The organism is Spirosoma endbachense, assembly GCF_010233585.1.
Classification (GTDB): domain Bacteria; phylum Bacteroidota; class Bacteroidia; order Cytophagales; family Spirosomataceae; genus Spirosoma; species Spirosoma endbachense.
Genome location: NZ_CP045997.1, coordinates 9,392,156 through 9,414,719, shown reverse-complemented (window position 1 = coordinate 9,414,719; position 22,564 = coordinate 9,392,156). Strand labels below are relative to the sequence as shown.

Sequence of the window (22,564 nt, the reverse complement as noted above, 5' to 3'; positions counted from 1 at the left end):
TCCGACTGATTTCGGTTGGTCTATAGCAAGTCAAAACTGACCGTCACACTGCCCGAACCTAGCGCAGTCTCCAGTCCGGCTGGCTTATCGATCTGCCCCAGTTTTGTATAACTATAGGCCGTAGGAAACGTTTTGTAAAAGAGCACCAGTGTACTGGACCCATACAGCATCAAATCGCCGGTTTGAATCGTTCCCGGATTTGATGAATTGGTGGGCAGCGGTCCCGCGTTCGGGCCGGTGGGAAAATTGTAGAGTTTTTCGTTCCCGTTTAACTCACTCATCGAGACCGTCATGGGTAGCCTGGCTTTAAAGGCCGTGACAGTCGCATTCTCCAGCAAGGTTGCGGTGAACGTAGTGGAGCCTACTCGTATTCTGAGCTTATTGCTGAGTGGCTTATTACTGGCTGTATCCGGCTCATTATTGCCACTGTTTCCGATCATAACGGGAGAAGGAGGCCCATTGTCATCCATTTTGCACGCCATAATTCCAACAAGAAAAAGTAGAAGTAAAGAAATTCGTGCCCCGTTAATTGATTTCATACTGATTCATTGACAACGTTGAACCTTAAGTAGTTGACCTGAAAGGAACACCTTTTAGTATGCAAAGTTACCCGAAAGACATTGGCTACTTTATAGCAAAACCACAGCCTTTTTTATGAATATCGCATCTCTTGTCAGGATAGATACAGGGACGGATTATTTTGCAGTATAGGGTTATTCTGGCTGTTAAAGCGTATCTACTAAGGGTTTAAGCATACATCAGGAATGGCTATTGAGTAGAAAGATGTTCATTGTAGGCTGAAAAGTACCCCTACACTTATGAAAATACGATTGCACTAGCCGTCCAACCATGGAGAACTGGTAAATCCTAACCCCTCACGAAAGTCTACAATATGCCGTCCATATTAACCCCTGGACATTACACCCCTAAACTGACTTTTGTACAAGGACATACGCACGATTAACAAAGAAATTATTCGTGTGTACCTGATCGATTGGTTTGACGTCTGCTTAGGAGGGGTATGGCCATAAACCGTATGATTCTTGAATGAAAATTGGTTGTTAATTAAGGCCAGCTTCAGGTTGAGCTTGATAAAGGCTTGATAAGACGGGGAGCGGTATGAGCATCCAGGCCAAAACCTTATTGACTGGTTCATAAGTCCATGCCAGGTTTTTATTGATGGCGTCAATGTTATTGTATTGGTCAAACCGTTTACCGGGCAAGCCGAAATAACGTTCGCAATTTTTGCAAAACTTGTTTTGTTTATGGTCATAAAAACCAGCTACTACGCCAACTAGAGCAATATTTAGAATGAGTTGGTAACTCATTTCTTCTTCCAGACTTAATTGGGGTGGTTTTGCGCTCGCTGGATACCAAGCATAGAGTCTGACTTTAGTTAAGAAATGGCCATTCATACGTATCGTTAGGTATGATGTATCTGTACGTTTTGGTAATTAGATTATGGTCATTGAACCCTTATCGTCAATCGATCCGATACAACCTTCCCTGATCTGTTAGGGTATATAACTCGCCATCCATACCTTGGGTGACATCCCGGAAACGCTGCCCCTCACCCGCCAACAATCGTTCTTCACCAATCACCCGATTGTTTTCGATCACCGGTGCAGTGACTATGTGTACGAGTGAACTGGTTATTCATTTTCAATTCTGTTGCGCAGGCTTACTCAGACAATGCGATGCACGTTGCTATTTCCTTTCGCACAATACATAACCGCTTCGCTTATAGGTGCACCGCTGCCATAAATTAGGCCGGTTAAATTAAAGTCTCCAACGCTACCGATAACTGTCGTTCATGGATAGGGCCTACTTTCTCTCTAAGAAAACCGCCTGTCCGCTGGCTAAAAAAAGCTTTAATTTCAGCCAGAATAGATAGCGCAATTTCATCCGGGGTTTCCGCCCCAAGGTCTAAGCCTATCGGCGAATGGACCCGATTCAAGTCCTGCGGTGAAAAATGATTGCCCGCTTTACGCCATTCAGTTTGCATTTTTTCATACCGTTTACGTGGCCCTAAAACACCGACATAGGGTACATCGGTAGCTAACAAGTTGGTCAGTACTGCCTGATCATACGTGTAATTATGGGACATTAAAACAGCGGCCGTTCGGTCGGTGATGTAAATTTTCTGGGTTACCATCTGAGCATCTGCATAGAGAACACAGGTGGCCTCGGGAAACCGCTTTGGCGACAGGTGCGCAATGCAGTCTTCAGTAATGGTAACCTGCCAGCCAATTTCGGTGGCCAAGCGCGTGAGCGGAATCGTATCATAGCCCGCCCCAAAAATGACCAGTTCAATCCCTGGATCAATCCGCTCAATAAATACGTCTACTAAACCACCCTCCAGAAGGTACGTCGTCGTCATTGGTTTGCCTAGGTCCATAACAGATTCCATATCCGGTTGAAGCCAGCTCGGTATACTGTCAACTAAATTACCAGTGCACACAAAACGGGTTCCAGCCGATAGTCTTGTGGCCGAATCACTTCGGTATACCGTAGCGATAACACGCTGATTCCGCCGTTGGACAAAGTCTCGTAAAAGCGCAATGGGGTTAGTCTTATCCGTAGGATTAATGGGTTCGATAAACACATCAATAATGCCATTGCAACCGAGCCCAATCCCTAAACTATTCGCATCATCATCCATCGTGTCGTAACGAACCACCATGGATTGCCCTTCGAGTATAACTTGCCGCGCTTTACGGAGCGCATCGCCTTCCAGGCAACCGCCACTAATAGCCCCTTCCCAGCGGCCATCGTCGCTAATAAGCATCCTTGCTCCGGGTCGGCGATATGCTGACCCTTCTACATACACAACGGTCGCCAGTGCCAGCTTTCGCCGGGACAAGTCAATCTGGTCGTAGATATGGAGTATCCCTTTAATCTCTTTCATGGTCAATCGTGTTGCCAATGAGCTTGTGTTAAGAAAGGGCTAGCCCAACGCGCAAAACCAGCATTTTTCAAGGGATCATTACCGTTTCTGGCTGAGAAATGACGTATAGCCTAAACGGTTTAGCTCGCCCAATTAAATCATCAAGACCTCAACCGTAAAGACGCCAGCTAATGGGTGACCCATTTACTGGCGGTTTACCGACTTTAAGCAGTAAAGCGTGTTAATAAATACAATTAAAGATAGACTATATACCCTCGCAAAATAACCTGAAATTGATCAGACACTTTATAGTAAAATCGAATCATTTTTTATGAAAAACGCATCTCTGGCAAAAAAGTCAAATTGAGTAATTCTTTCGCAATAAATTTAAGATGTTACCGTTAATAGCTGATAATCAGACTAGAGTGATCCGTTTTTATTTATAGTATTGATTAAACTAGATTAATCTAGTTTGTTACTTATAAATTGCAAGTATGAAAATGCGACGTGAAAGCCAGCCCATTACGATGGTCTATGATAGTCCATCAGAGCTACCACCCGGCAACACACCAGTAAGCCGACTGTACTACGAGGACTGGAATATCAAGATCGTTGATCGGGAAAAAAGCGGTTGTGACAACTACCTATCACCCAATCGTCGGGATTTCTACAAGATCATGCTCATGACCAGCGGCACGGGTTGCCAAACCATGGGGAAGGATAATTATTACATTGACGAACGAACCATTCTGTTTCTACACCCCAATGAAATTGTGTGCTGGCGTAATGCCCCCGAAACAGTAGGCGGAGGTATCTTTTGCATGTTCAAAAAGCGGTATCTGGATCAGCATCCCTCCCTGAAACTGGTCATTGACCGATACCGATTCTTTACCGAAAAAAAGATATTGCGCCTTTCAGTAGAATCGACCCGGATGATTCATCAGCTGCTCACTCAGATGAAGGCCGAAGCGGCATCGGGGGGGGAACTGGCCGAAGAAGCCATGCAAGCTTATGTTCAGCTCGTTCTGGTGGAAAGTCTTAAAGGAACCAACTACGCCCCAACGGGCGAGATTACAGGCGACTACCGACATGTGTATAATTTCTTTGAGTTGCTGGAATCGGAAACTAACCTTGCCAACCTGGACAAACCCATCCGGATACGAACGGCGCAGGAGTACGCCCAGAAACTGAACCTCAACCCTAGTTACTTAAACGGGTTAGTAAAAAAGCACACCGGGCAACCCATCAGTACGCTGATCAAAAATCGCTTAGTCGAAGAAAGTAAAGCACTGCTGATTCAGACCGATTGGAGCTTGCAGCAGATCAGTCAGATTATCGGCTTTGCCGATCAGCCAAATTTTAGCCAGTTTTTCAAGAAATACGTGGGGATTACGCCCAATGAATTCCGACACTCCCCGATCTCGCCAGCTTATGAGGATTGAGTCAGCCAAGTGACTCGTTTACGACATCTCTAAATCAATTACTTCAGGACAGCAAACGACTGTGTATTCATTATTAGCTAATTAAGCTTAGTTTACCGATCAGCTTATCGAGCGTAATGGGGTAATCACGAACCCGTATGCCTGTCGCATTATAAACGGCATTGGCGACCGCAGCCGCTACCCCAACGATACCTAGTTCACCGATGCCTTTGGCCTTCATGGGCGACATGGTTGGGTCAAGGTCTTCGAGCAAAATGACATCCTGATGTGGAATGTCAGCATGAACGGGCACTTCGTAGCCCGCCAGGTCGTGGTTGACAAAGAAACCCACCTGCTTGTCGACCACCAGTTCTTCCATCAATGCCGCGCCCACGCCCATTGTCATGGCCCCGATGACCTGACTACGGGCGGCTTTGGGATTCAGAATGCGTCCGGCATGACAAACCGCCAGCATCCGCCGGACCCGAATTTCCCCTGTGTAGCTGTTTACGCCCACTTCCACAAAATGAGCCCCGAAACTTTCCTGCGCGTACTCCCGGGAAAGGGTGCCGTAGGTCATTTCATCTTGAGCAACCAGTTCGGCGGCTTTGGCTGCGTCGCTTAACGGATAGCTACGATTGCCCGCTCGCACCTGCCCACCTACGAACTCGGCTTCGTCAACGCTAACACCCAGTGCCTTTGCTACGGCTTCGCGCAGTTTGACGCAGGCTGCGTAGACACCCGACGTGACGGAAGCCGCACCCCACTGTCCGGCGGAGCCCGGCGAGGTGGGAAACGAAGAGTCGCCCAGTTTGACAATTACTTTATCCAGGCCGACTCCCATCATCTCGGCCGCCGTTTGCCCAACAATGGTATAACTACCGGTTCCAATATCGGTCATGTCTGTTTCGACCGTAACGATGCCCTCCCGGCTCAGCCGCACGCGGGCCGCCGATCTCATGATGGGTGCTCCCCGGATGGCCGACGCAACACCCAACCCGATCAGCCATTGGCCCTCCCGGACGGTGCCGGGTTTGGTCTGCCGCTTGGTCCAGCCAAATTGTCCGGCTCCGGTTTGCAGGCACTCGACCAGTTTTCGGGTTGAAAATTTACGATTGGGTCTTTCGGGATCAACCTGGCTGTCGTTTTTGATGCGAAAGGCCACCGGGTCCATGCTTAGTTTTTCGGCCATTTCGTCCATGGCAATTTCCAGGGCCATCATGCCGGTGGCTTCTCCCGGTGCCCGCATGGCACTTCCTTCAGCCAGATCGAGCACCGCCAGCCGCATTTGCATAAATCGGTTGGCTCCTGCGTACATCAGCTGGGTCGGTGCGGTGGCCGATTCGGCACCCCCGCCGGACAGATTCCCCGACCAGCTTTCGTGCCCAATGGCGGTGATGGTTCCGTCGGCCGTAGCGCCAATTCGAATGCGTTGAATGGTCGCCGGGCGATGGATCGTATTATTGGCGATCAGCGGTCGGGGCAGGGCTACTTTCACTGGTCGACCCGCAGCCCGGGCCGCTAGCGAAGCGGCAATGATGTCGGACAGGGCGGTGCCCTTACCGCCAAAACCCCCGCCAATATAGGTCGCGATCAGCCGAATGTTCTCGGTAGGGATACCCAGAATGGTAGCCACGTCGCGCGCCCCCCAGTTGAGTTGTTGGATGCAGCACCAACACGTGAGTTTATCCCCGTCCCATTGGGCAATGGTCGCGTGAGGTTCCATCATCGCGTGAGTCTGGTCGGGGGTGGTGTAGGTTTCGTCCAGTTTGACCGGGGCTGATGCAAACGCCCCATCGAAATCGCCGACGTTCGTTTTGGAGAGGGGGCCCCACTGATGGCGGTCGAGGAGGGCCCCTGAGTCTTTGGCGGCTGCCAGATCGTAGGCTCCTTTGGTTTTGGTGTAGCTTACTATCAGCAGCGAGGCTGCTGCGCGTGCCTGCTCAAAGGTCTCGGCCACCACCACCGCGATGGCCTGGTGGTAATGGTCGATATCCGGCCCGGCCAGCAGCCGGTCAACGTAGAATTTTCCTGTCTTGAGTGGCCCGGCGCTCTCGGCCGTCACGATCGCCAGCACACCGGGTGCCGCCTTGGCTTTTGTCTGATCGATGGCCTTAATACGTCCTTTGGCAATGCCCGCGCCCACGACGTACCCATAAGCAGGATTGGAAACAGTGTCGTTACGCTCGTAGGCATATCTGGCCGTTCCCGTTGTTTTCAACGGGCCTTCGATGCGGTCGGTTGGTTTGCCAATGACCTTGAGCTGATCGATGGGATTGATTCCGGCAGGCGTTTCAAATTTCATGTCAGTGTTTGGCTTCGTTTAAAACGGCCGCTAAGGTTCGTTCGACCAGGGCTAGCTTATACTCGTTTTCGTTGGTAGGTCGGGCACCTTTTAACAGTTGGGCGGTAAACGCCTTTGCCCCTGATGGCAGCAGCGGTTCAGCCGTCTCAATCCGCCAGGGTCGGGGCGCTATCCCGCCAACGGCCACCTGGCCGGTACCATCTTTCTTGAGAATAGCCCCCACCGAGACCAGGGCAAAGGCGTAGGAGCTACGGTCACGCACTTTATGGTAGATATGTACCCCACCCACCGGTGGCGGCAGGACGACACTGGTAATCAGTTCGTTTTTCTCCAGCGTTGTTTCCAATTGCGGGGTTTGACCCGGCAGGCGGTAAAACTGGTCCAGCGAAAGGGTGCGTTTGGCACCGTTGGCCTTTACCGTTTCTACCATTGCGTCGAGGGCACGCATGGCCACCGCCATGTCGCCCGGATAGGTAGCGATGCATGAAGTACTAGTGCCAATGATGGCCAGTTGCCGACTAAAGCCAGCAATGGCCGCACAGCCGCTGCCGGGCACGCGCTTGTTGCAAAGCTGGTTGGTGTCGTAAAAATATGGGCAGCGAGTACGCTGCAAGAGATTACCGGCCGTGGTGGCTTTGTTGCGTAACTGCCCCGACGCCCCCGCCAGTAAAGCCCTGGACAAAAGCCCATAATCCCGACGCACGATGGGATGAGCCGCCAGATCGGTGTTGGTCACCAGCGCCCCAATACGCAGTCCACCGGCTGGCGTTGATTCAATCTTGTCGAGACCAATTTTGCCAATATCGATGATATGGGGTGGCGCTTCGATTTCCAGTTTCATCAGATCGAGCAGGTTAGTGCCCCCGGCCAGGAATTTAGCTCCCGGCGTTCGGGCCGCAGCAGCCGCAGCTTCGGCGGGTGTGCTCACCCGCTCGTACGTGAATGTTTTCATGGGCCTTAATGATTTAGGCTTGTTTCTGGGCCACTTCGCTCATCGCTTCGGCAATATTGGAGTAGGCCCCGCATCGGCAGATGTTGCCGCTCATCCGTTCGCGCAGTTCCGTAGAGGTGGCCTTTGGTTTCTCCAGCAAACTGGCACTGACGTGGCTGGGGATTCCGGCTTTGATCTCGTTGAGCACTGCGACGGCCGAGCAAATCTGCCCCGGTGTGCAGTAGCCGCACTGGTAGCCATCGTACTTGATAAAGGCTGCCTGCATAGGATGGAGACGCTCCGGCGTTCCTAGTCCCTCGATAGTGGTAATAGTATCGCCTTGATGCTGCAGGGCCAGTGATAGGCAGGAATTGATCCGCTGATTGTTAACCAGCACCGTACATGCGCCACACTGCCCGTGGTCGCAGCCTTTTTTGGTGCCTGTAAAGTGGAGGTGTTCCCGGAGCGTATCGAGCAAGGTAGTTCGGGTATCCATTTCCAGGTTTTGGGGTTGCCCATTTACCGTAAAGGAGACCTTTGCCAGAGAAAGTGGAACGGTATGGGGAGCGGCCTGCATACCTGTCACATTCGCCATGGTAATAGCGGCAATAGCAGCGGTCGTCCCAACAATCATTTCACGCCGACTCATCGTCGACTCATTTGACTCTTCCATCGTATTGCCGTTTTACGGGGTTAATCAATATCCACTCTTCAAACTAATCCTTCGCGTAGTGCTTCCGTCAAGATTGTACCTAGACTAGTGTTGTTTGCTTTGGAAATTCTCTATTTTAGGTTTGTCGCTAAAGTGATAGGCTGATCCTTGTCGGTGACTGCCATGGTATTTCTTCAGGACATAGATTCTACAAAGTTCGTCCCTTGTTAGGTAGTATGTTATACTAAAATCAGTGACTTTTTTATGAAAACCATAGATAATGGCGATAGTAAGGGCATCGTTGCTGAAGCGAGGTAGAACCAAAGAGGCTCATGTTATTGCCATTGAGCCAGTAGCTGCATTCTCGTTTGAGCCTGATTCCTATTTAGTACTCGCTACAAGGTCAGTTTATTTAGGCCGGGTTTTAACGCATAGGTTTTCCCTTTCCAGATAAAATTACCAGTCGTTTTTGCAGGCAGATTGATTTGAGCCTGAAGCTTATCTTGCTGTTGTTTATAGTTGACCGCCACAATGCCATTTGGGTGCGGTATCTCACCACTGATATCATTAATCGAACCCAAATGAGGGGTGATTTTTACTTTCGCAAAACCAGGCGCATCGCTGTCAATACCCAAAATGGTTCGGAAGAACTCGATATTCGGACTTGACCCCCACGCGTGGCAATCGGAACGGGAGGTGTTCACATCGGACGTCTCAGCCCAGGTCGACAGGCCCAGCGTCATGTTTTCCCGCCACTTTTCCAGCCAGTTCAGGTAATCATCACCCAGGCCCGCTTTGGTGAGTGCCTGGTGCAGGTAAAACTTAAAATAAATCGAGGCCGGAGCCAGCGACGTATCAGCCAACATTTGTTTGGCCAGGGCGGGAGCCTGTTGCGCCGACGCAACCCCCGACAAAATGGCTAACGAATTAGCGTGCTGAGAATAGGTATCCTTCGCTTCAGTGTCCGCATAGAGGTTCTTTGCCGAATTCCAGTATTTGCGCTGAATGGTTTGTTTTAACTGTTCCGCCCGGCGCAGGTATAAGGAAGATAACTCCGCAATACCCAACTGCTTTTCCAGGTCGGCGGCTAACTGATACGTCCACAGCAGTTGCATATCCAGCACCGCTGACTCCCCATGTTGACCGATGGGTGCCATGCCGAAGTTCCAGCCTTTACCCTGCGACCAGTCGGTGAAGACCCAGTAGGGTACGTTTTTTAGTGACCCATCCGCTTGCTGGTAACGCTCAAAAAACGAGAGTACCTGCCGCGCACCGGGTAGTTTGTCTTTAATGAACTGGCTGTCGGGCCGGTACCGATAATAATCGTGGAGCATGGCTACCCACCAGAGTGAGAACGTGGGTATCTGTTGATGCAAATCCGTTGGGTACCGGCTTAACGTGATGCCTTCCGGGATACGGGAGTGGTCCATTAGTGTCAAACCGTAACGCGCCAGGCGATCATCGCCAGCGTAGTACAGCGAAACCAGCGCCTGGATTCGGGCATCGCCAATGTATTGCAACTGCTCGTAGTAGGGGCAGTCCATATAGGTTTCGAAGGCGCAGAGCCGGGCCGTTCGCCAGCCAATATCCAGCATCTTGCTTAACTCCGGGTTTTGTGACTGAAATTTAGCCTTCGCCACGAAGGGGTAACCCGTGAAGGTGCCATAGAGGTCATCAATCACCAAGGGTTCGGCTTTAGTGTTAACCACCAACCGGATATACCGATAGGTTCGCCACCACAGTGGGGTATAGGCCTGATTAGCTGTTCCATCGGAGAGCAAGCTATCGGCTTTACCGATAAAACTCTTCCCATCCACTTCATTGCGGTTGCCTTTGCCCAGTGGGGCCGGACGAGCTGACCCGGTGCTGGCCGATCTCGGCGTATAAAGGGCCTCGGCATACCCCATCGACAGGGTAGCCTCCTGCCCACCGCTAAACAACAGTGTTGGGTAGGCATTCGTCAACGTTCCCTGATCCAGCAGGATCGTGGCCTTCGTATTGGCCGGTATCGTCACTTTAGTAGGCGTAGCCGGAAAACCCGTCGGCACCTCTACCCCCTCTGCTTTACGGGTAGAAGACAGGCGCAGCCGAGTCATCTCCATCGGCGGCAGTGGCGAGGGTACCAGCATCCAGCCCGTCGAGTTAACAGCCGTTGCTTTGGTTGTGCCCGCTCCGATCATGCGTGCGTTGACCCAGTTGCTGTCGTTGAAGGCCCTTTGTTCCCAACCCTTCAGGTGTTTACGCATGTCCACAAGCTCGGAGGGGCCCGCTACATAATAGCCCGGAACGCGTACGGGCAGGGGCTGATAGCTTTCGTCTTTGGCCGTTTTCCAGCTCTCGTTCGTGTTCAGAATTTCTTCCGCCGGGGTGTTTCCCTGCAAAATAAACCCCGTCAGGAAAGAAATCTGGGCTTCGGGTTTCTGACGGCCATCGTTCCAGACCACAGCCGCCACCAGGTTACTGCCCGCCTGTAAATAGGGAGCCAGGTCGATCGTTTCGTAATTCCAGAAGTATAAGTCGCCCCGGGTGGGTCCTTGTGCCACCTGCTTTTCGTTGACAAACAGCTTATAGCGGTTATCGCCCGACACATGAACGAGGAAGGAAGCCGGTTTAGCGGATAAATCAATCGTCTTCCTGAATTTAACTACGCCATAGTCCTTCAGGGAGAGGTCCGAGGTAGCCGTAAACCGATTAATCGGCTTGCCGGGCCCCGTGATCCACTGCGCTTTCCAGGGCTTTTGTAGAATATCGGCACTAATGGATTGAGCACAGAGCCGACCGGATAGATAAAATAGGGTGGTCAAGAGCCCCCCGACTAGAAACGTATTCCTCATGGCTATGTACATTCAGCTATAGTTTTCCGAGTGACCGCCACAGGGCCAGCTCCTGACTAAAACGGTTATCGATGACTTCGCAGGTGGCATCGATGCGCATGGTGGGACGGGTGTTGAGGTTGTAGGCTGGCCAAGCAGGAACATCTTTGGCGGCTGGCTTCCCCATCCGGGCGAAGGTGGTCCACAGCTCAGCGAAGTGGCGGGAAGCCACAAATCGCTCGGGCCGATTACCGCCGAAGAAACTCTCTTTGGGAGCTGACCCGTCGCGGGGGGGCAACTCGTTGTTGAATTTAAACGAAATATCCATCGCGTGGGGCGTACCCATCGGATAGTCCGTACCGGGAATCTTCTTTTCGGACTTATACCCAAAATTATACAGATACACGGGTGCTCCGCCCTGCTTGACTTTTTTCTCGGCTATATCGACGGAGCCTAGCCCCATCATAGTGATGGAAGAAACCGCAATAAAAATATCCGGGGCCGACGCATTTGGGTTTGCTTTACGGTAGGTATCGACAATCCGACCAGCGTCCGCTCCGTATTGGGCTTCCAGTTTTTTGGGTAAACTCTCGAAGTCCAGTTTGGCAAACTCGGTGTCTTTACGCTCCCAGGCGAAGAAAGTGTACTCGTCTTCGTTCCAGCCAACCAGCAACGGCTTGTTTTGTGAAATGGCAGGTGCAGTCGGGTCGAAGGGATGATGTGGGAGGACCACTCCATCCACCACCGGCCCGAACCCACCGTAATTACGGCGCATCATGCCCTGATTGCGATTCTTCTCCTGAAACGGCGGCACAAACGGCAACTTGTTCTGCATCGCCAGCAAATCAGCCGCCGGTACGTCCAGGAGCTTTCGCCAGTCTTTAGGCGCAATATTCAACTCCTTAAGTAGCATGGCCGTCGTTTCAGCGGCTACTTCTTTAGGTGTCATGCGAACCCCCGGCCCACTTTCGATAGACGCCTTATTGAAATAGGGAGCCGCTTCGGGCATGGCATAAAGGCAGGATGTTTTGGCTCCACCACCCGATTCGCCCCAGATCATCACGTTATTAGGATCGCCCCCAAACTGGGCAATGTTGTCGTGCACCCATTTCAAACCCGCCGCAATATCGAGCATCCCCATATTACCCGAACCAGCAAAGTCGGGACCGGCAATATCATCCAGGTAAAGAAAGCCAAAAAGCCCCAGCCGGTGGTTTGTTTCTACGACCACCACATCGAAGTTGCGGGCCAGGTTCGACCCATCTTGCCCACCTGATGCGCCAGAACCACCCACAAATCCACCCCCGTGACTGTAGAACATCACCGGTCTTTTGCGATTGTCGCTGGCCGGTGTCCACACATTCAGGAACAGACAATCTTCTGCGGGAGCTGGTTCATTGCGCCGGGGCGGCTGAATGGCGGGTGCGCCGAACTGAAGGGCATCCCGCACGCCCGTCCAGGGTTCGAGCAAAGCGGGCCGCCGAAAGCGCCGATCGCCCGAAATACGTCCCGCGTAGGGTATGCCCTTAAACGTAGTCACCCCCTCGCTTCGTGCCCCCTTCAGGCGACCGTGGGTGGTTGATACCTCGACAAATTCGTCGGCTCTGCTAACATTTGAAAACCCATAACGAGGTGTAGCCAAAGCGGCCGTAGCCAGCGTCAAACGGGTTAAAAAATCTCGTCGGTGTAAGCTGTTCATCAGGTTGGTCGTATAGTCGTCTATTTTTTATATCTAGTAAAGCCAATGTCTCCTACTTTATCTTATTCTATTTTCTAACATAGTGATAAGTAAAACTAATTACCTAAGTTATTTCGTTTATCATTGCCGGATAATCAGCGGTTAAGGGATGGATTTAAGACAGTTAACCTATTTTGTCGGGGTGGCCGAGACCCTGCACTTTGGCCACGCAGCCCGGCAACTATTTGTAAGCCAGTCGGCCCTAAGTCAGCAGATTAAGCTATTGGAAAGTGAACTGGGCGTTGACCTGTTTGATCGAATTAAACGAACTAAATGGCATCAGGTGGAACTGACCCAGGCGGGGGCACTTTTTTTGGTTGATGCCAAAAATATCCTTCATCTCAGTGAACAAGCGATTCAAAACGTTCGGCAAGTAGAAACGAAACAGTCGGCCGTCACGCTGGGCGTTTTCAAACTGATCCTACCTGAACGAATCGTGGGGATGCTCGACCTGTTTGCCACGCACTTCCCTGCGTTATCCGTCAAACTGGTCGAATTACCCAATACAACTCAGGTGCAGGAATGGGTGGCTACAGACCGGTTGGATCTGGGAATGACTGTGCTGCCATTAGTCCATGAAGGCTTGACGGCAACAACGTATGCCGAAATCAATTACACCATCCTGATGAACAGAAGCCACCCGCTGTCCACTCAAACGGGCATCCGTCTGGAGCAGTTACAGGGCCAAAAGTGGATTGATGTGGGGCGGGAGGCTGGGGTATTTTTTGGCCAGGCCGAGGAAATTTGCCGCCAGGCCAATGTCAATCGGGCTAGTAGCATCGTGCAGCATGTTCCTTCTTTTGAGTTGCTGAAAAGTATGGTTCGAATGGGGAAAGGGATTGCGTTCATACCGGCTTCGCTGGATCTGCAACAGGAACCAAATCTACTATCCATGCCCATCCTGAACAATGATGGAACGCCCTTCAGAAAGATCGTTATCCAGCATGTGCTGATCCACAAAACCGAACCATTAACGCCTTTGGTACAGGCTTTGGTTAGGTTAGTTAAGGTCCATATGGCTGTGACATATACCCCCTAACCCATCTACTTTAAAACGGGTTGTACCAATGATTTACATTTTCTAGATGATACGATAAGATTTAGGTCGTGTCAACCTTGAAATCGTTCAGGTAAAGGGTAACATAACTGAACATATTTAAGCTCTAATATATTGTAAATGAATACATTGAAATAAGCTTAAACATAGACAAAAATCGTTCACGAAAACGTCCGAATAAAATCAGGACAAGACAGTGTAAAAGGGGAATGTATTCGACGGATCGGATTTTATCCAGGGCTGCCTTTGCCAAAAAAACGCCGAATCTAATAGGTATTCGATTCCAGCGATGAGAATAACAGATGATTTAGAAAGTGGAGTAAACGGTCTTCCTGGAGCAATGGGTCTGTAGATTGGGGTCCAAAGTCAGTAAGGGAAGGCAGGTATTGCATGAAAAAAGCCTGGTAGTGAGCCGTCTCGATAATTGAACTGGCTCGTGAACGGGCGTAGGGGTAATTGGGCCGATATTCCAGGATAATACCGGCGATGCGACCACATAAATCTTTGTACGGTTTGAAGAGTTGTTGCCGGTTGTCTTCCGTAATATGGTGAGTCAAATAGGCTTTGCTCGCTTCATGGATAACAATACGATGAAGCGCCTGTATATTTATGGCGTCGGCATCGGACTTCGTGGTTGATTGCGCCGGCTCCTTAAGCAGCAAAAGCTTTACAATTCGCTCCAGTTTCTCTTTCGGATTAGTCAGATTGTTCGTCTGGAACATGAGTTGATATTCCAGCCACTGCCAGTACCAGGCTACCAGGTACACCAGCAGCCGGTGTTTATTCTCAAAATAGCGGTAAATACTGGCTTCCTTCGTGCCAATCCGGTCGGCTAGCTTGCGGAATGTCATCTCCTCAAAGCCAATTTCGGCAATCAATAAAATGGCCTGCCTGACAATTCGGCGACCCAGCTCTGAACTTTCCGGATCACGTAGAAACAACTTCTCGTTCATCCGTACAAGCACTGTGTATTCCATTTGTCTAGAGTATTCACCGTTGAGAGAAAAAACGGCTAGCAAAGAAACAAACTTATCGGGGATAAAAGTTATGTTTGCATGTATGATAGTATTACTATCAAAAAAATTAGCATTGCATACATGTCGACAATTTCATCGTATCAAGGCCCTCCCTCGTCCGTTCAGCGGTTACTTAGGTTACTGGGAACCGAGAAAAAAGACATTAGTTATATCTACCTCTACGCCCTGGTGACCGGCTTCATTAGCCTGTCGTTACCCCTTGGTATTCAGGCCATATTTAATCTGGTATCGGGCGGGCTCGTGTTCAGTTCAGTATACGTCCTAATTGGCGTTGTAATACTGGGCGTTTTGGCGACGGGCCTGCTGTTGGTGGGGCAGATGACGCTGGTTGAAGTGCTTCAGCAACGGATTTTTGCCAAAGCTGCTTTTGAATTTACCTACCGCCTACCCCGTATCGAACCGAGCGCTTTATCAGGCTATTACCCACCCGAATTGATGAACCGCTTCTTCGACGTACTGACCATTCAGAAAGGGCTGCCCAAACTACTTATCGACCTGACGGCGGCTGCCATGCAAATTCTGTTTGGTATCATCCTGCTGTCGTTCTATCACCCCGTATTTCTGGCATTCGGTTTATTTACACTGTTGTCTATTACGGGAATCAGCTGGATTTATGGGCCGCGGGGGCTGCGTACCAGTCTTGAGGAGTCGAAGTATAAATACAAAGTGGTTGCCTGGCTGGAAGATCATGCCCGCGATCTGCCCCGGTATCGCGGGCATGAGGATGCGCTGGAGCCAATTGATCAGATGGACGAATTGGTCGCTTCTTACGTAACGCATCGAAATGCGCACTTCCGGGTGTTAAAGCGGTTTTTCTACAGCGGAGTGGCCTTCAAAACGATCGTTACGGGTGGCTTACTGATTTTGGGGACGGCTCTGGTTGTTGGCCGGGAGATGGCTTTAGGCCAATTCGTTGCGGCTGAACTGGTCATCGTTCTGATTACCAGTTCGGTCGAGAAGCTCATCTCCGGCATCGACACCGTATTTGATTTACTAACCGCCGTTGAAAAGATTGCAACGGTAACGGATTTACCTTTGGAAACCGATACTCATGCTTAACCTATCGAATCAGCGGGTAGACGAACAGTTGTTTAACCATTATCCGCTCAAAACGCTACGTTCGCTGCCCCAGCCCGACGCAGGTCGACGGCTGGGGCGATGGATGCTTGCGCTTTTGCTTATTTGTCTGGCCGTGCTGTTTTTGCCCTGGCAGCAGACGATCAATGGGGAGGGGGGTGTAACGGCCCTAAACCCACAGGATCGCCCGCAAACGATACAAAATGCTATTGCAGGACGTATCGAACGCTGGAAAATTCAGGAAGGTCAGGCGGTAAAAAAAGGCGATACGTTGCTAGTTATCTCCGATGTAAAGGACGATTATTTTGATCCAAAACTCCCTCAGCGGCTCGATGAACAACTCGGGGCGAAACAAGGGAGCCTGACGGCAACAAGCGTTAAAATTTCAGCCCTGGAGGAACAGATGGCTGCGCTTCGAAAAGCTCTGACGGTTAAGCTCGCATCAGCCCGTAACAAAGTCCGTCAGAGTGAATTTAAAGTTGCCAGCGATAGTACGGATCTGATCGCCATCCGGAAAAACTATCAGATTGCGCTCGACCGGCTGGATCGCTTCGAAAAAGGCTATACAAACGGCCTGTTCTCCCTAACCGATCTGGAAACGCGTCGGCTGAAGGTGCAGGAGGACTATGCCAAAGTAATTGCGCAGGAAAACAAACTCAACGGTGCGCGGCAGGAACTGATCAACGCCCAACTCGATCTGAGCACCATTCAGGCCGATTATCAGGAAAAAATAGCGAAATCGCTGTCAGACCGCAGTTCGGCGGTATCGTATCAGGCCGAAGCCTCCGGCGAGATCGCTAAACTACGAAACAAAATAAGCAGCGTCGATGTCCGGCGCGGTCTCTACGTGGTTCGGGCACCCCAGGACGGCTACATCGTGCGGTCCCTGAAAGCGGGTATTGGCGAGATGATCAAGGAAGGCGAATCCATTGTTACGTTGCAGCCTGCTAATCCCTCCGTTGCGGTTGAATTATACGTCCGGCCAATGGATGTTCCCTTGATTCAGCGGGGGCGTATGGTTCGACTTAAGTTCGATGGCTGGCCGGCTATTCAGTTTTCGGGCTGGCCGTCCGTCGCTGTGGGCACGTTTGGGGGCGAGGTTGCCGTAATTGATGCCATCAATAGTGTGAATGGGAAGTATCGCTTACTGATTAAACCTAAAAGTCGGTCAGGCGATCAACCCTGGCCGAACCAGTTGCGCGTGGGTTCCGGGGTGTTTGGCTGGGTCATGCTCGATGATGTGCCCATTTGGTATGAATTATGGCGGCAGTTGAACGGCTTCCCGCCGAGTTTACAACAAGAGCCAAAAGAGGAGAAGAAGAAATGAGGACGTTTGTGATGGGTATAGGTTTGTTGCTGCTGGGTCGGCTCCCCTTGATGGCCAGTGCTCAATTGAGTGGACAATCAGTTGATAGCACCAATTCAACCGTTTTTTGGGTCGCCGATTTTTACCGGGCCATCCTTGACTATCATCCGCTAGTGAAACAGGCTTCTCTGCTGAATAGTGAAGCGCAGCAGGAAGTGCTGCAGGCACGGGGCGCTTTCGATCCCAAGCTTTTTTCAGCTTATGACCGGAAAGAATTTGGCAATAGCCTGTATTACGACAAGTGGCAGTCGGGCGTAAGCATCCCGATCCGCCCCGCTGGTATTGATTTGAAAATGACGTACGATCGGAATCGGGGCGAGTACGTTAACCCGGAAGATCGTGTACCTGAAACGGGTCTAGCTACGCTGGGTATTCGGGTACCGATTGGGCAGGGGCTGCTGATCGATGCCCGGCGAAATGCCTTACGTCAGGCACAACTGGCCGTGACGCTGGCCGATGCCGACCGATTGAAGCTGATCAACAAAACGCTCTATGAGGCCACTAAAACGTATTGGGAATGGTATCTGGCTCACCAACAGTTTCAACTGCTTCAGGCGGGCTACCAGCTTGCCCAAACGCGGTTTCGGGCGGTGCAACAGCGAGCCTTGCTGGGCGATGCCGCCGCTATTGACACCACCGAAGCCCTTATTACAACGCAGGACCGGCTTGTTCAACTCCAGCAGGCCGAGGTAAACCTGAACAATGCCCGTTTGCGGCTAAGCGTCTTTTTATGGAACAGCGATGAGGTGAGCGGACAGCCTAAACCAGTAGAAATACCTCCGTCAGTCGTGCCTCAGTCCATTTTAGTTGACCATATTCCCGACGATTTTCTGCATAACCTGCTTGGCCGAGCCATCGCACAACACCCGGAACTGTTAAAACTAACGACAAAAGGTCGTCAGCTTGCCCTCGAAGAACGCTTTCAGCGGTCGTTACTACAGCCCCAGCTAGCACTAAATGCCAGCCTTCTGAGTCGTACTCCACAGCCCGGCCTTGGCTATGACTGGACCAGCTATTACTCGTTTCGGACTGATAATCACAAGATTGGGGTCGATCTGACATTCCCTTTGTTTCTACGGAAGGAGCGGGGGAAACTTCGCCAGGTTCAACTTAAAACCCAGCAGCTCAAATTAGCGCAGAAACAGACCTTACGCGACATCGAAAACGAGGTGCAAACCTCCTGGAACGAGTTGAACGCGCTGAAAAGTCAAATCAGCATTCAGCAGCAAACCGTGCTGAATCAGCGTACGCTGCTACAAGCTGAACAACAGAAATTCGAGCTGGGCGAAAGTTCGCTTTTTCTGGTTAACAGCCGGGAATCTAAACTAATCGAGCTGGAAATAAAACTGGCGGAGTTACGAACAAAGCACCAGAAAGCGGTAGCTTCTCTGTGGTATTTGGCCGGAACGAATCCAGAAACGCAACTGCCTTAATAGGTATTGTATTGACGAAATGGTGCTATTTTAGCACTAATGGGTAGACGTATGCTAGGGATTATAGTTGACAGTTGACAAAAGCGGAGATCGAGTTAATCGACCTGTGGATTTCTACCGCGAATGCCGACGTCAAAAAGCGGATTGCTGACCTGCCCAAAAACGAAAAAGTTAACACCTGGCTGGCTCATTACAGGGCAGCACCAACAAACGAAGGTGGATCAGAAGCCGAACTTCCGACTGTAAGCCCCGGAAAGGTCAGCCAGACTGATCGCCAAAAAGCCGAAAATCAGGGTGTTGTGATTACCCCGATCACACCCGATCAGTCTTTCCTGGCCCTCGACAGGGTGAATACACCCCACTTCGGTGATGCACAGATGGCTCTTTTACTGCCTCTGAAAGAGCACATTGTCTGGCTGGATTTATCGGCTACCCAGGTTACCGGTAAATCGTTACTACAGATCGCTCAATTCAAAAATCTAACCCGCCTGAGCCTCGACAATACCCGCATCACCGATGCAGGCCTTTCCCAACTTCGAAACCTACCCGCTCTTCAGCACCTGAATCTCTACGCTACCTCCGTAACGGATCAGGGGCTGAAGACCCTCGAATCCTGTAAGAAGCTAAAGACCCTCTACCTCTGGCAAACCAGAGTGACGCCCGATGGCGTTGCTGGCCTGTGTATTCTGGCTTTCATGGTTAGCTGTCTGATCGGCAAATTCGATAAGCTGGCCACGTTACTCATGGCCCCCCTGTACGTATTCCTGATGATTCTTCTGGTTCACATTCCGCGAGCAGCCACCAACAAAACGACCTACTGAACATATTCCGAAATACAATGGTGGTTGGTGGCCTGTTGCTCTATGCCCGCTACGTTGCTAGAGATACGCGGGAACGGGCTGATTCGTATCTGTTTACTTTCTAAGCCCGATCACTAGAATAGTGATCGGGCTTTTTTGTTGAACCTGTTTTACCTTTCCCTTTTATAGAAAATAGTAGGCTGTTTTTTGTCCTTTCTCATGCCACACCGGCGGACCAGTCGAAATGACAAAAACCTATTCAGTTGTCATGAAAATCCGTTTGCTCACAAAAAAACGGAACCGCTCTGTAATATTTTGCGGGATTCAGCGACTAATAAGCTAAAGCTCAAAAAACTATGCAGGCTAACAATCAATCCACTAAATCGCTATCAGTTAAAGTTAACCGTATGATGTATGGGTCATTTGTGCTCATGAGCCTCTACCTCTATCTGACTGGCTCGTACCAGGATGCGATGAGCAACCTGGGAATTGCATTGATTTTTGACCCCTTCGATCAGGCAGTTCGCTGGGATAATCGCCCACGCTGGCAACGCGCCTGGCTGATTATTCACCTGATGATCCTGGCAGGCATTGGTTTAGTTTATTGGAAAACGGTCGGCGCTTAAATCGATTCTAAAAAAACGGGGTCTCCCTACCCTATTGGCTGACCGTTGCCTTGATTCGTTTTGGTAGTAGTTTACTGATACAGATACGCCAGGCTTTATCCAGGCAAGGCTAGAACTAATCCGCAGTAAGGATCAGCTTCAGCTTGGGTCATAAACAGTTTGACTAAACAAACGATCTTGCTTTTAGCGACTTAATTGTCCTTCGCCATTGCTCCTCATGTTGTCAGAGCAGGAATTTATCCGACAGATTCGCCAGCATCAGAAAATTATTCATAAAGTTTGTCACCTCTATGCGGACAAACCAGAAGATCGCGAAGATCTGTTTCAGGAAATCCTGCTAAATGCCTGGAAAGCTAACAGCAATTACCGACGGGAGGCTAAGTTCACGACCTGGCTCTATCAAATAGGCCTGAATACGGCTATCGCCTACTTGCGAAAAACAAAACGAAACCCAATGCAGGAGGGCCTTGAGGATGTCCTTCAACTTCCTGATTTGACGGATGACCCTACAGAACAGCAATTTAGTGCGCTTTATCAGGCCATTGGCCAGTTAGATAAAATTGACAAAGCGGTGGTCATGCTCTATCTCGATGAGTATGATTATACGGCTATCGGTCAATTGTTGGGGATTACGCCTAATTATGTAGCGGTAAAAATGAATCGGATCAAGCAGCAACTCAAACAAACCGTACAACAAAACTAACGGATGGAACTAGATGAGTTTAAAGCCTTTTACCAGGCTCATTTTGAGTTAGTTCCTGATAAGTCGGGACCTGATCTGGAGGAAATGCTTCGAACTAGATCGCATACGGCTATCGAGCGTATTTTACGAAACCTGTTACTGGAAGTTGGTTCGGCACTGGTATTCATGCTCGTATTGACCTTTGTAATGGTTACCTGGTCATCAACGGTTTTTCGGTGGGTGGGTGGCTGCCTGGTTATACTTGGTATAATCCAGATGGTTACGTTTATCCGGCAGTACCGTCAGCTTCGCAATCAGTTGAATTGGTCCTTAGGGTCCGTGAAACAGTATTTAGTGGCAATGGAAGCTATAATTAGTCGGTTTGTGCAGCTCTATTTTCGCTATTGTATGCGTTCCATTCCAGTGGGGATGGTGATAGGTGGTATGCTGGGGGCCTACGTCGGTGTTACTGGTGATACAAGCGACCCTGCCTTTTCAGCGTTGCCTGAACATCCCGGTGTTGGCTTTCTCATTACCTCGTTGGTACTCTCTGTTCTTTCGATAATTGGCACTTATTTTATGCTTAAGTGGTACATTCAGCGGTTGTACGGTCAGTACCTGGATGAACTCAAGGCCTGTATTACGCAGCTTGAGTAAGGCCCAAGTCCACTACATACCGGCCCTACAGCACCATCAAGCACCAATCCATGAACCAGCCCCCTATCCCGATCATTGACCCGGATACGTTTGTCGATCAATTCGTCGACGAGGATGCCCGGCAGCAGGCACGGCATCCCCATTCATGGTCCGACAGCCACTTTCCGGCCAACCGTTTTTTTACCCTGATGCGGATCGAGGATTTTGCTCGCCGGATTGCTTTCCCGATTCCAACCAACCGGAGTTTTCATTATGATTTTATGCTCCTGACCCGTGGGTCCATTCAGCGGACGTATGGTTTGGAGTCTTACACGATTGGTCCAGGTATGTTTTCAGTGTACCGGGCAGGTGATATTGTCTCAACGGATAGCTGCATGGCCGATGCCACCGGATTTTATGGTCTGTTCGATGCGGAATACGTATTGGCTACGCTTAAAAATCCTCATGCGTTAGCCGAACTAAGCTTTTTACAGTCTGATGCCAGCCCGGTATTGTCGCTTGACCCGGTAATTTTATCGGACTTGCTGGCACAATTGGCCCGAATTGAACGGGCACTTCTAAGCCAGCGTACGGATAGCCAGGCATACATCAGCTCGTTGTTCTATGCATTCTTACTGGATGTGCAACAGCAATATGGTCATCGTAAGCAGACTCGCCAGCTAACTTCGTCGGCGTTGCTTACGGCCCACTTCCGGCACTTACTGACCCGTCATATCCTGAGCAACCGCACCGTAAATGAATACGCAGACTTGTTGGCCGTAACCCCGAACCACCTCAACAAATGCATCAAAGAAGCCACCGGCAAGCCCGCCAGCGTATTGATTGCCGAGATGCTTCTCCTGGAAGCGAAGGTACTGCTTGGTCAACCGGGTTTGTCCATCTCGGAGATCGCTTACCGACTCAGTTTTGACGACCTATCGTATTTTGCCCGTTTCTTCAAAAAACATACTTGCCTCAATCCGACCCAATACCGTCAGCAGGCATAAATTGTGCGTCAATTGCCCCGATTTGTCCTAATCCTGTGCTGAATAGTGCCGCTACTTTTGTGCTGTCGCGTTGAAACAAGAGCGGCACCTTTAGTC

19 protein-coding genes and 1 pseudogene are annotated in these 22,564 nt (G+C 50.4%); 10 read left to right on the top strand and 10 right to left on the bottom strand.

The window, feature by feature from the left end; all coding sequences use genetic code 11:
- Nucleotides 1–20: 20 nt before the first annotated feature.
- The 4 genes and pseudogenes from GJR95_RS37865 to GJR95_RS37850 form a co-directional block, all read right to left on the bottom strand.
- The gene (locus GJR95_RS37865) at nucleotides 21–539 is read right to left on the bottom strand and encodes a cyclophilin-like fold protein (RefSeq protein WP_162390806.1); all 519 of its coding nucleotides are present in this window, start codon (nucleotides 537–539) and stop codon (nucleotides 21–23) included.
- A gap of 522 nt (nucleotides 540–1,061) precedes the next feature.
- Complete coding sequence (locus GJR95_RS37860; RefSeq protein WP_162390805.1) at nucleotides 1,062–1,415, bottom strand: hypothetical protein; 354 nt, start codon at nucleotides 1,413–1,415, stop codon at nucleotides 1,062–1,064.
- Nucleotides 1,416–1,482: 67 nt separating this feature from the next.
- Nucleotides 1,483–1,620 (bottom strand): annotated as a pseudogene (locus GJR95_RS37855) (PQQ-dependent sugar dehydrogenase); the annotation flags it as partial.
- Between the two features lie 154 nt (nucleotides 1,621–1,774).
- Entirely contained in the window at nucleotides 1,775–2,908 is a 1,134-nt protein-coding gene (locus GJR95_RS37850) for an XdhC family protein (RefSeq protein WP_162390804.1), read from the bottom strand.
- A gap of 473 nt (nucleotides 2,909–3,381) precedes the next feature.
- Between GJR95_RS37850 and GJR95_RS37845 the strand changes: the two genes are divergently transcribed.
- Nucleotides 3,382–4,329 carry a helix-turn-helix domain-containing protein gene (locus GJR95_RS37845; protein WP_162390803.1) on the top strand — a complete coding sequence of 316 codons (948 nt, stop codon included), beginning with the start codon at nucleotides 3,382–3,384 and terminating at the stop codon, nucleotides 4,327–4,329.
- 73 nt (nucleotides 4,330–4,402) lie between these two features.
- On the opposite strand, the gene paoC is transcribed toward GJR95_RS37845, so the two are convergent.
- From paoC to GJR95_RS37820, 5 genes are all read right to left on the bottom strand, one after another.
- Nucleotides 4,403–6,613 (bottom strand): aldehyde oxidoreductase molybdenum-binding subunit PaoC, encoded by a 2,211-nt coding sequence (gene paoC / locus GJR95_RS37840; protein WP_162390802.1) that lies wholly within the window; start codon nucleotides 6,611–6,613, stop codon nucleotides 4,403–4,405.
- Between the two features lies 1 nt (nucleotide 6,614).
- A complete protein-coding gene (locus GJR95_RS37835) occupies nucleotides 6,615–7,565 on the bottom strand; it encodes an FAD binding domain-containing protein (protein WP_162390801.1) in 951 nt (316 codons plus the stop codon).
- Nucleotides 7,566–7,578: 13 nt separating this feature from the next.
- On the bottom strand, nucleotides 7,579–8,217 hold the full coding sequence (gene paoA / locus GJR95_RS37830) for an aldehyde dehydrogenase iron-sulfur subunit PaoA (protein ID WP_162390800.1): 639 nt from the start codon (nucleotides 8,215–8,217) through the stop codon (nucleotides 7,579–7,581).
- 374 nt (nucleotides 8,218–8,591) lie between these two features.
- Entirely contained in the window at nucleotides 8,592–11,030 is a 2,439-nt protein-coding gene (locus GJR95_RS37825) for an alpha-L-rhamnosidase-related protein (RefSeq protein ID WP_162390799.1), read from the bottom strand.
- A 16-nt stretch (nucleotides 11,031–11,046) separates the two neighbouring features.
- Nucleotides 11,047–12,708 (bottom strand): carboxylesterase/lipase family protein, encoded by a 1,662-nt coding sequence (locus tag GJR95_RS37820; RefSeq protein WP_162390798.1) that lies wholly within the window; start codon nucleotides 12,706–12,708, stop codon nucleotides 11,047–11,049.
- 148 nt (nucleotides 12,709–12,856) lie between these two features.
- Between GJR95_RS37820 and GJR95_RS37815 the strand changes: the two genes are divergently transcribed.
- Nucleotides 12,857–13,786, top strand: coding sequence for a LysR family transcriptional regulator (locus GJR95_RS37815; RefSeq protein ID WP_162390797.1), 930 nt, complete (start codon nucleotides 12,857–12,859; stop codon nucleotides 13,784–13,786).
- 284 nt (nucleotides 13,787–14,070) lie between these two features.
- Here the strand turns inward: GJR95_RS37815 and GJR95_RS37810 are convergent, their stop codons facing one another.
- Complete coding sequence (locus GJR95_RS37810) at nucleotides 14,071–14,781, bottom strand: TetR/AcrR family transcriptional regulator (RefSeq protein WP_162390796.1); 711 nt, start codon at nucleotides 14,779–14,781, stop codon at nucleotides 14,071–14,073.
- A 120-nt stretch (nucleotides 14,782–14,901) separates the two neighbouring features.
- On the opposite strand from GJR95_RS37810, the gene GJR95_RS37805 reads away from it, so the two are divergent.
- From GJR95_RS37805 to GJR95_RS37770, 8 genes are all read left to right on the top strand, one after another.
- Nucleotides 14,902–15,900: an ABC transporter transmembrane domain-containing protein gene (locus tag GJR95_RS37805; RefSeq protein WP_162390795.1), complete on the top strand. Its 999-nt coding sequence runs from the start codon at nucleotides 14,902–14,904 to the stop codon at nucleotides 15,898–15,900.
- Nucleotides 15,893–17,245 carry an HlyD family secretion protein gene (locus tag GJR95_RS37800; protein WP_162390794.1) on the top strand — a complete coding sequence of 451 codons (1,353 nt, stop codon included), beginning with the start codon at nucleotides 15,893–15,895 and terminating at the stop codon, nucleotides 17,243–17,245. The genes GJR95_RS37805 and GJR95_RS37800 overlap by 8 nt, the downstream gene beginning before the upstream one ends.
- Entirely contained in the window at nucleotides 17,179–18,717 is a 1,539-nt protein-coding gene (locus GJR95_RS37795) for a TolC family protein (RefSeq protein WP_232540992.1), read from the top strand. The genes GJR95_RS37800 and GJR95_RS37795 overlap by 67 nt, the downstream gene beginning before the upstream one ends.
- Nucleotides 18,718–18,791: 74 nt before the next feature.
- On the top strand, nucleotides 18,792–19,538 hold the full coding sequence (locus tag GJR95_RS37790) for a leucine-rich repeat domain-containing protein (RefSeq protein ID WP_162390793.1): 747 nt from the start codon (nucleotides 18,792–18,794) through the stop codon (nucleotides 19,536–19,538).
- A 335-nt stretch (nucleotides 19,539–19,873) separates the two neighbouring features.
- Nucleotides 19,874–20,143, top strand: coding sequence for a hypothetical protein (locus tag GJR95_RS37785; RefSeq protein WP_162390792.1), 270 nt, complete (start codon nucleotides 19,874–19,876; stop codon nucleotides 20,141–20,143).
- A 217-nt stretch (nucleotides 20,144–20,360) separates the two neighbouring features.
- Nucleotides 20,361–20,846 carry an RNA polymerase sigma factor gene (locus tag GJR95_RS37780; protein WP_162390791.1) on the top strand — a complete coding sequence of 162 codons (486 nt, stop codon included), beginning with the start codon at nucleotides 20,361–20,363 and terminating at the stop codon, nucleotides 20,844–20,846.
- 3 nt (nucleotides 20,847–20,849) lie between these two features.
- Nucleotides 20,850–21,482, top strand: a complete 633-nt coding sequence (locus tag GJR95_RS37775; RefSeq protein WP_162390790.1) for a hypothetical protein — start codon at nucleotides 20,850–20,852, stop codon at nucleotides 21,480–21,482.
- Nucleotides 21,483–21,532: 50 nt separating this feature from the next.
- Nucleotides 21,533–22,468, top strand: a complete 936-nt coding sequence (locus tag GJR95_RS37770) for a helix-turn-helix domain-containing protein (RefSeq protein WP_162390789.1) — start codon at nucleotides 21,533–21,535, stop codon at nucleotides 22,466–22,468.
- The last annotated feature ends 96 nt before the right edge of the window (nucleotides 22,469–22,564 follow it).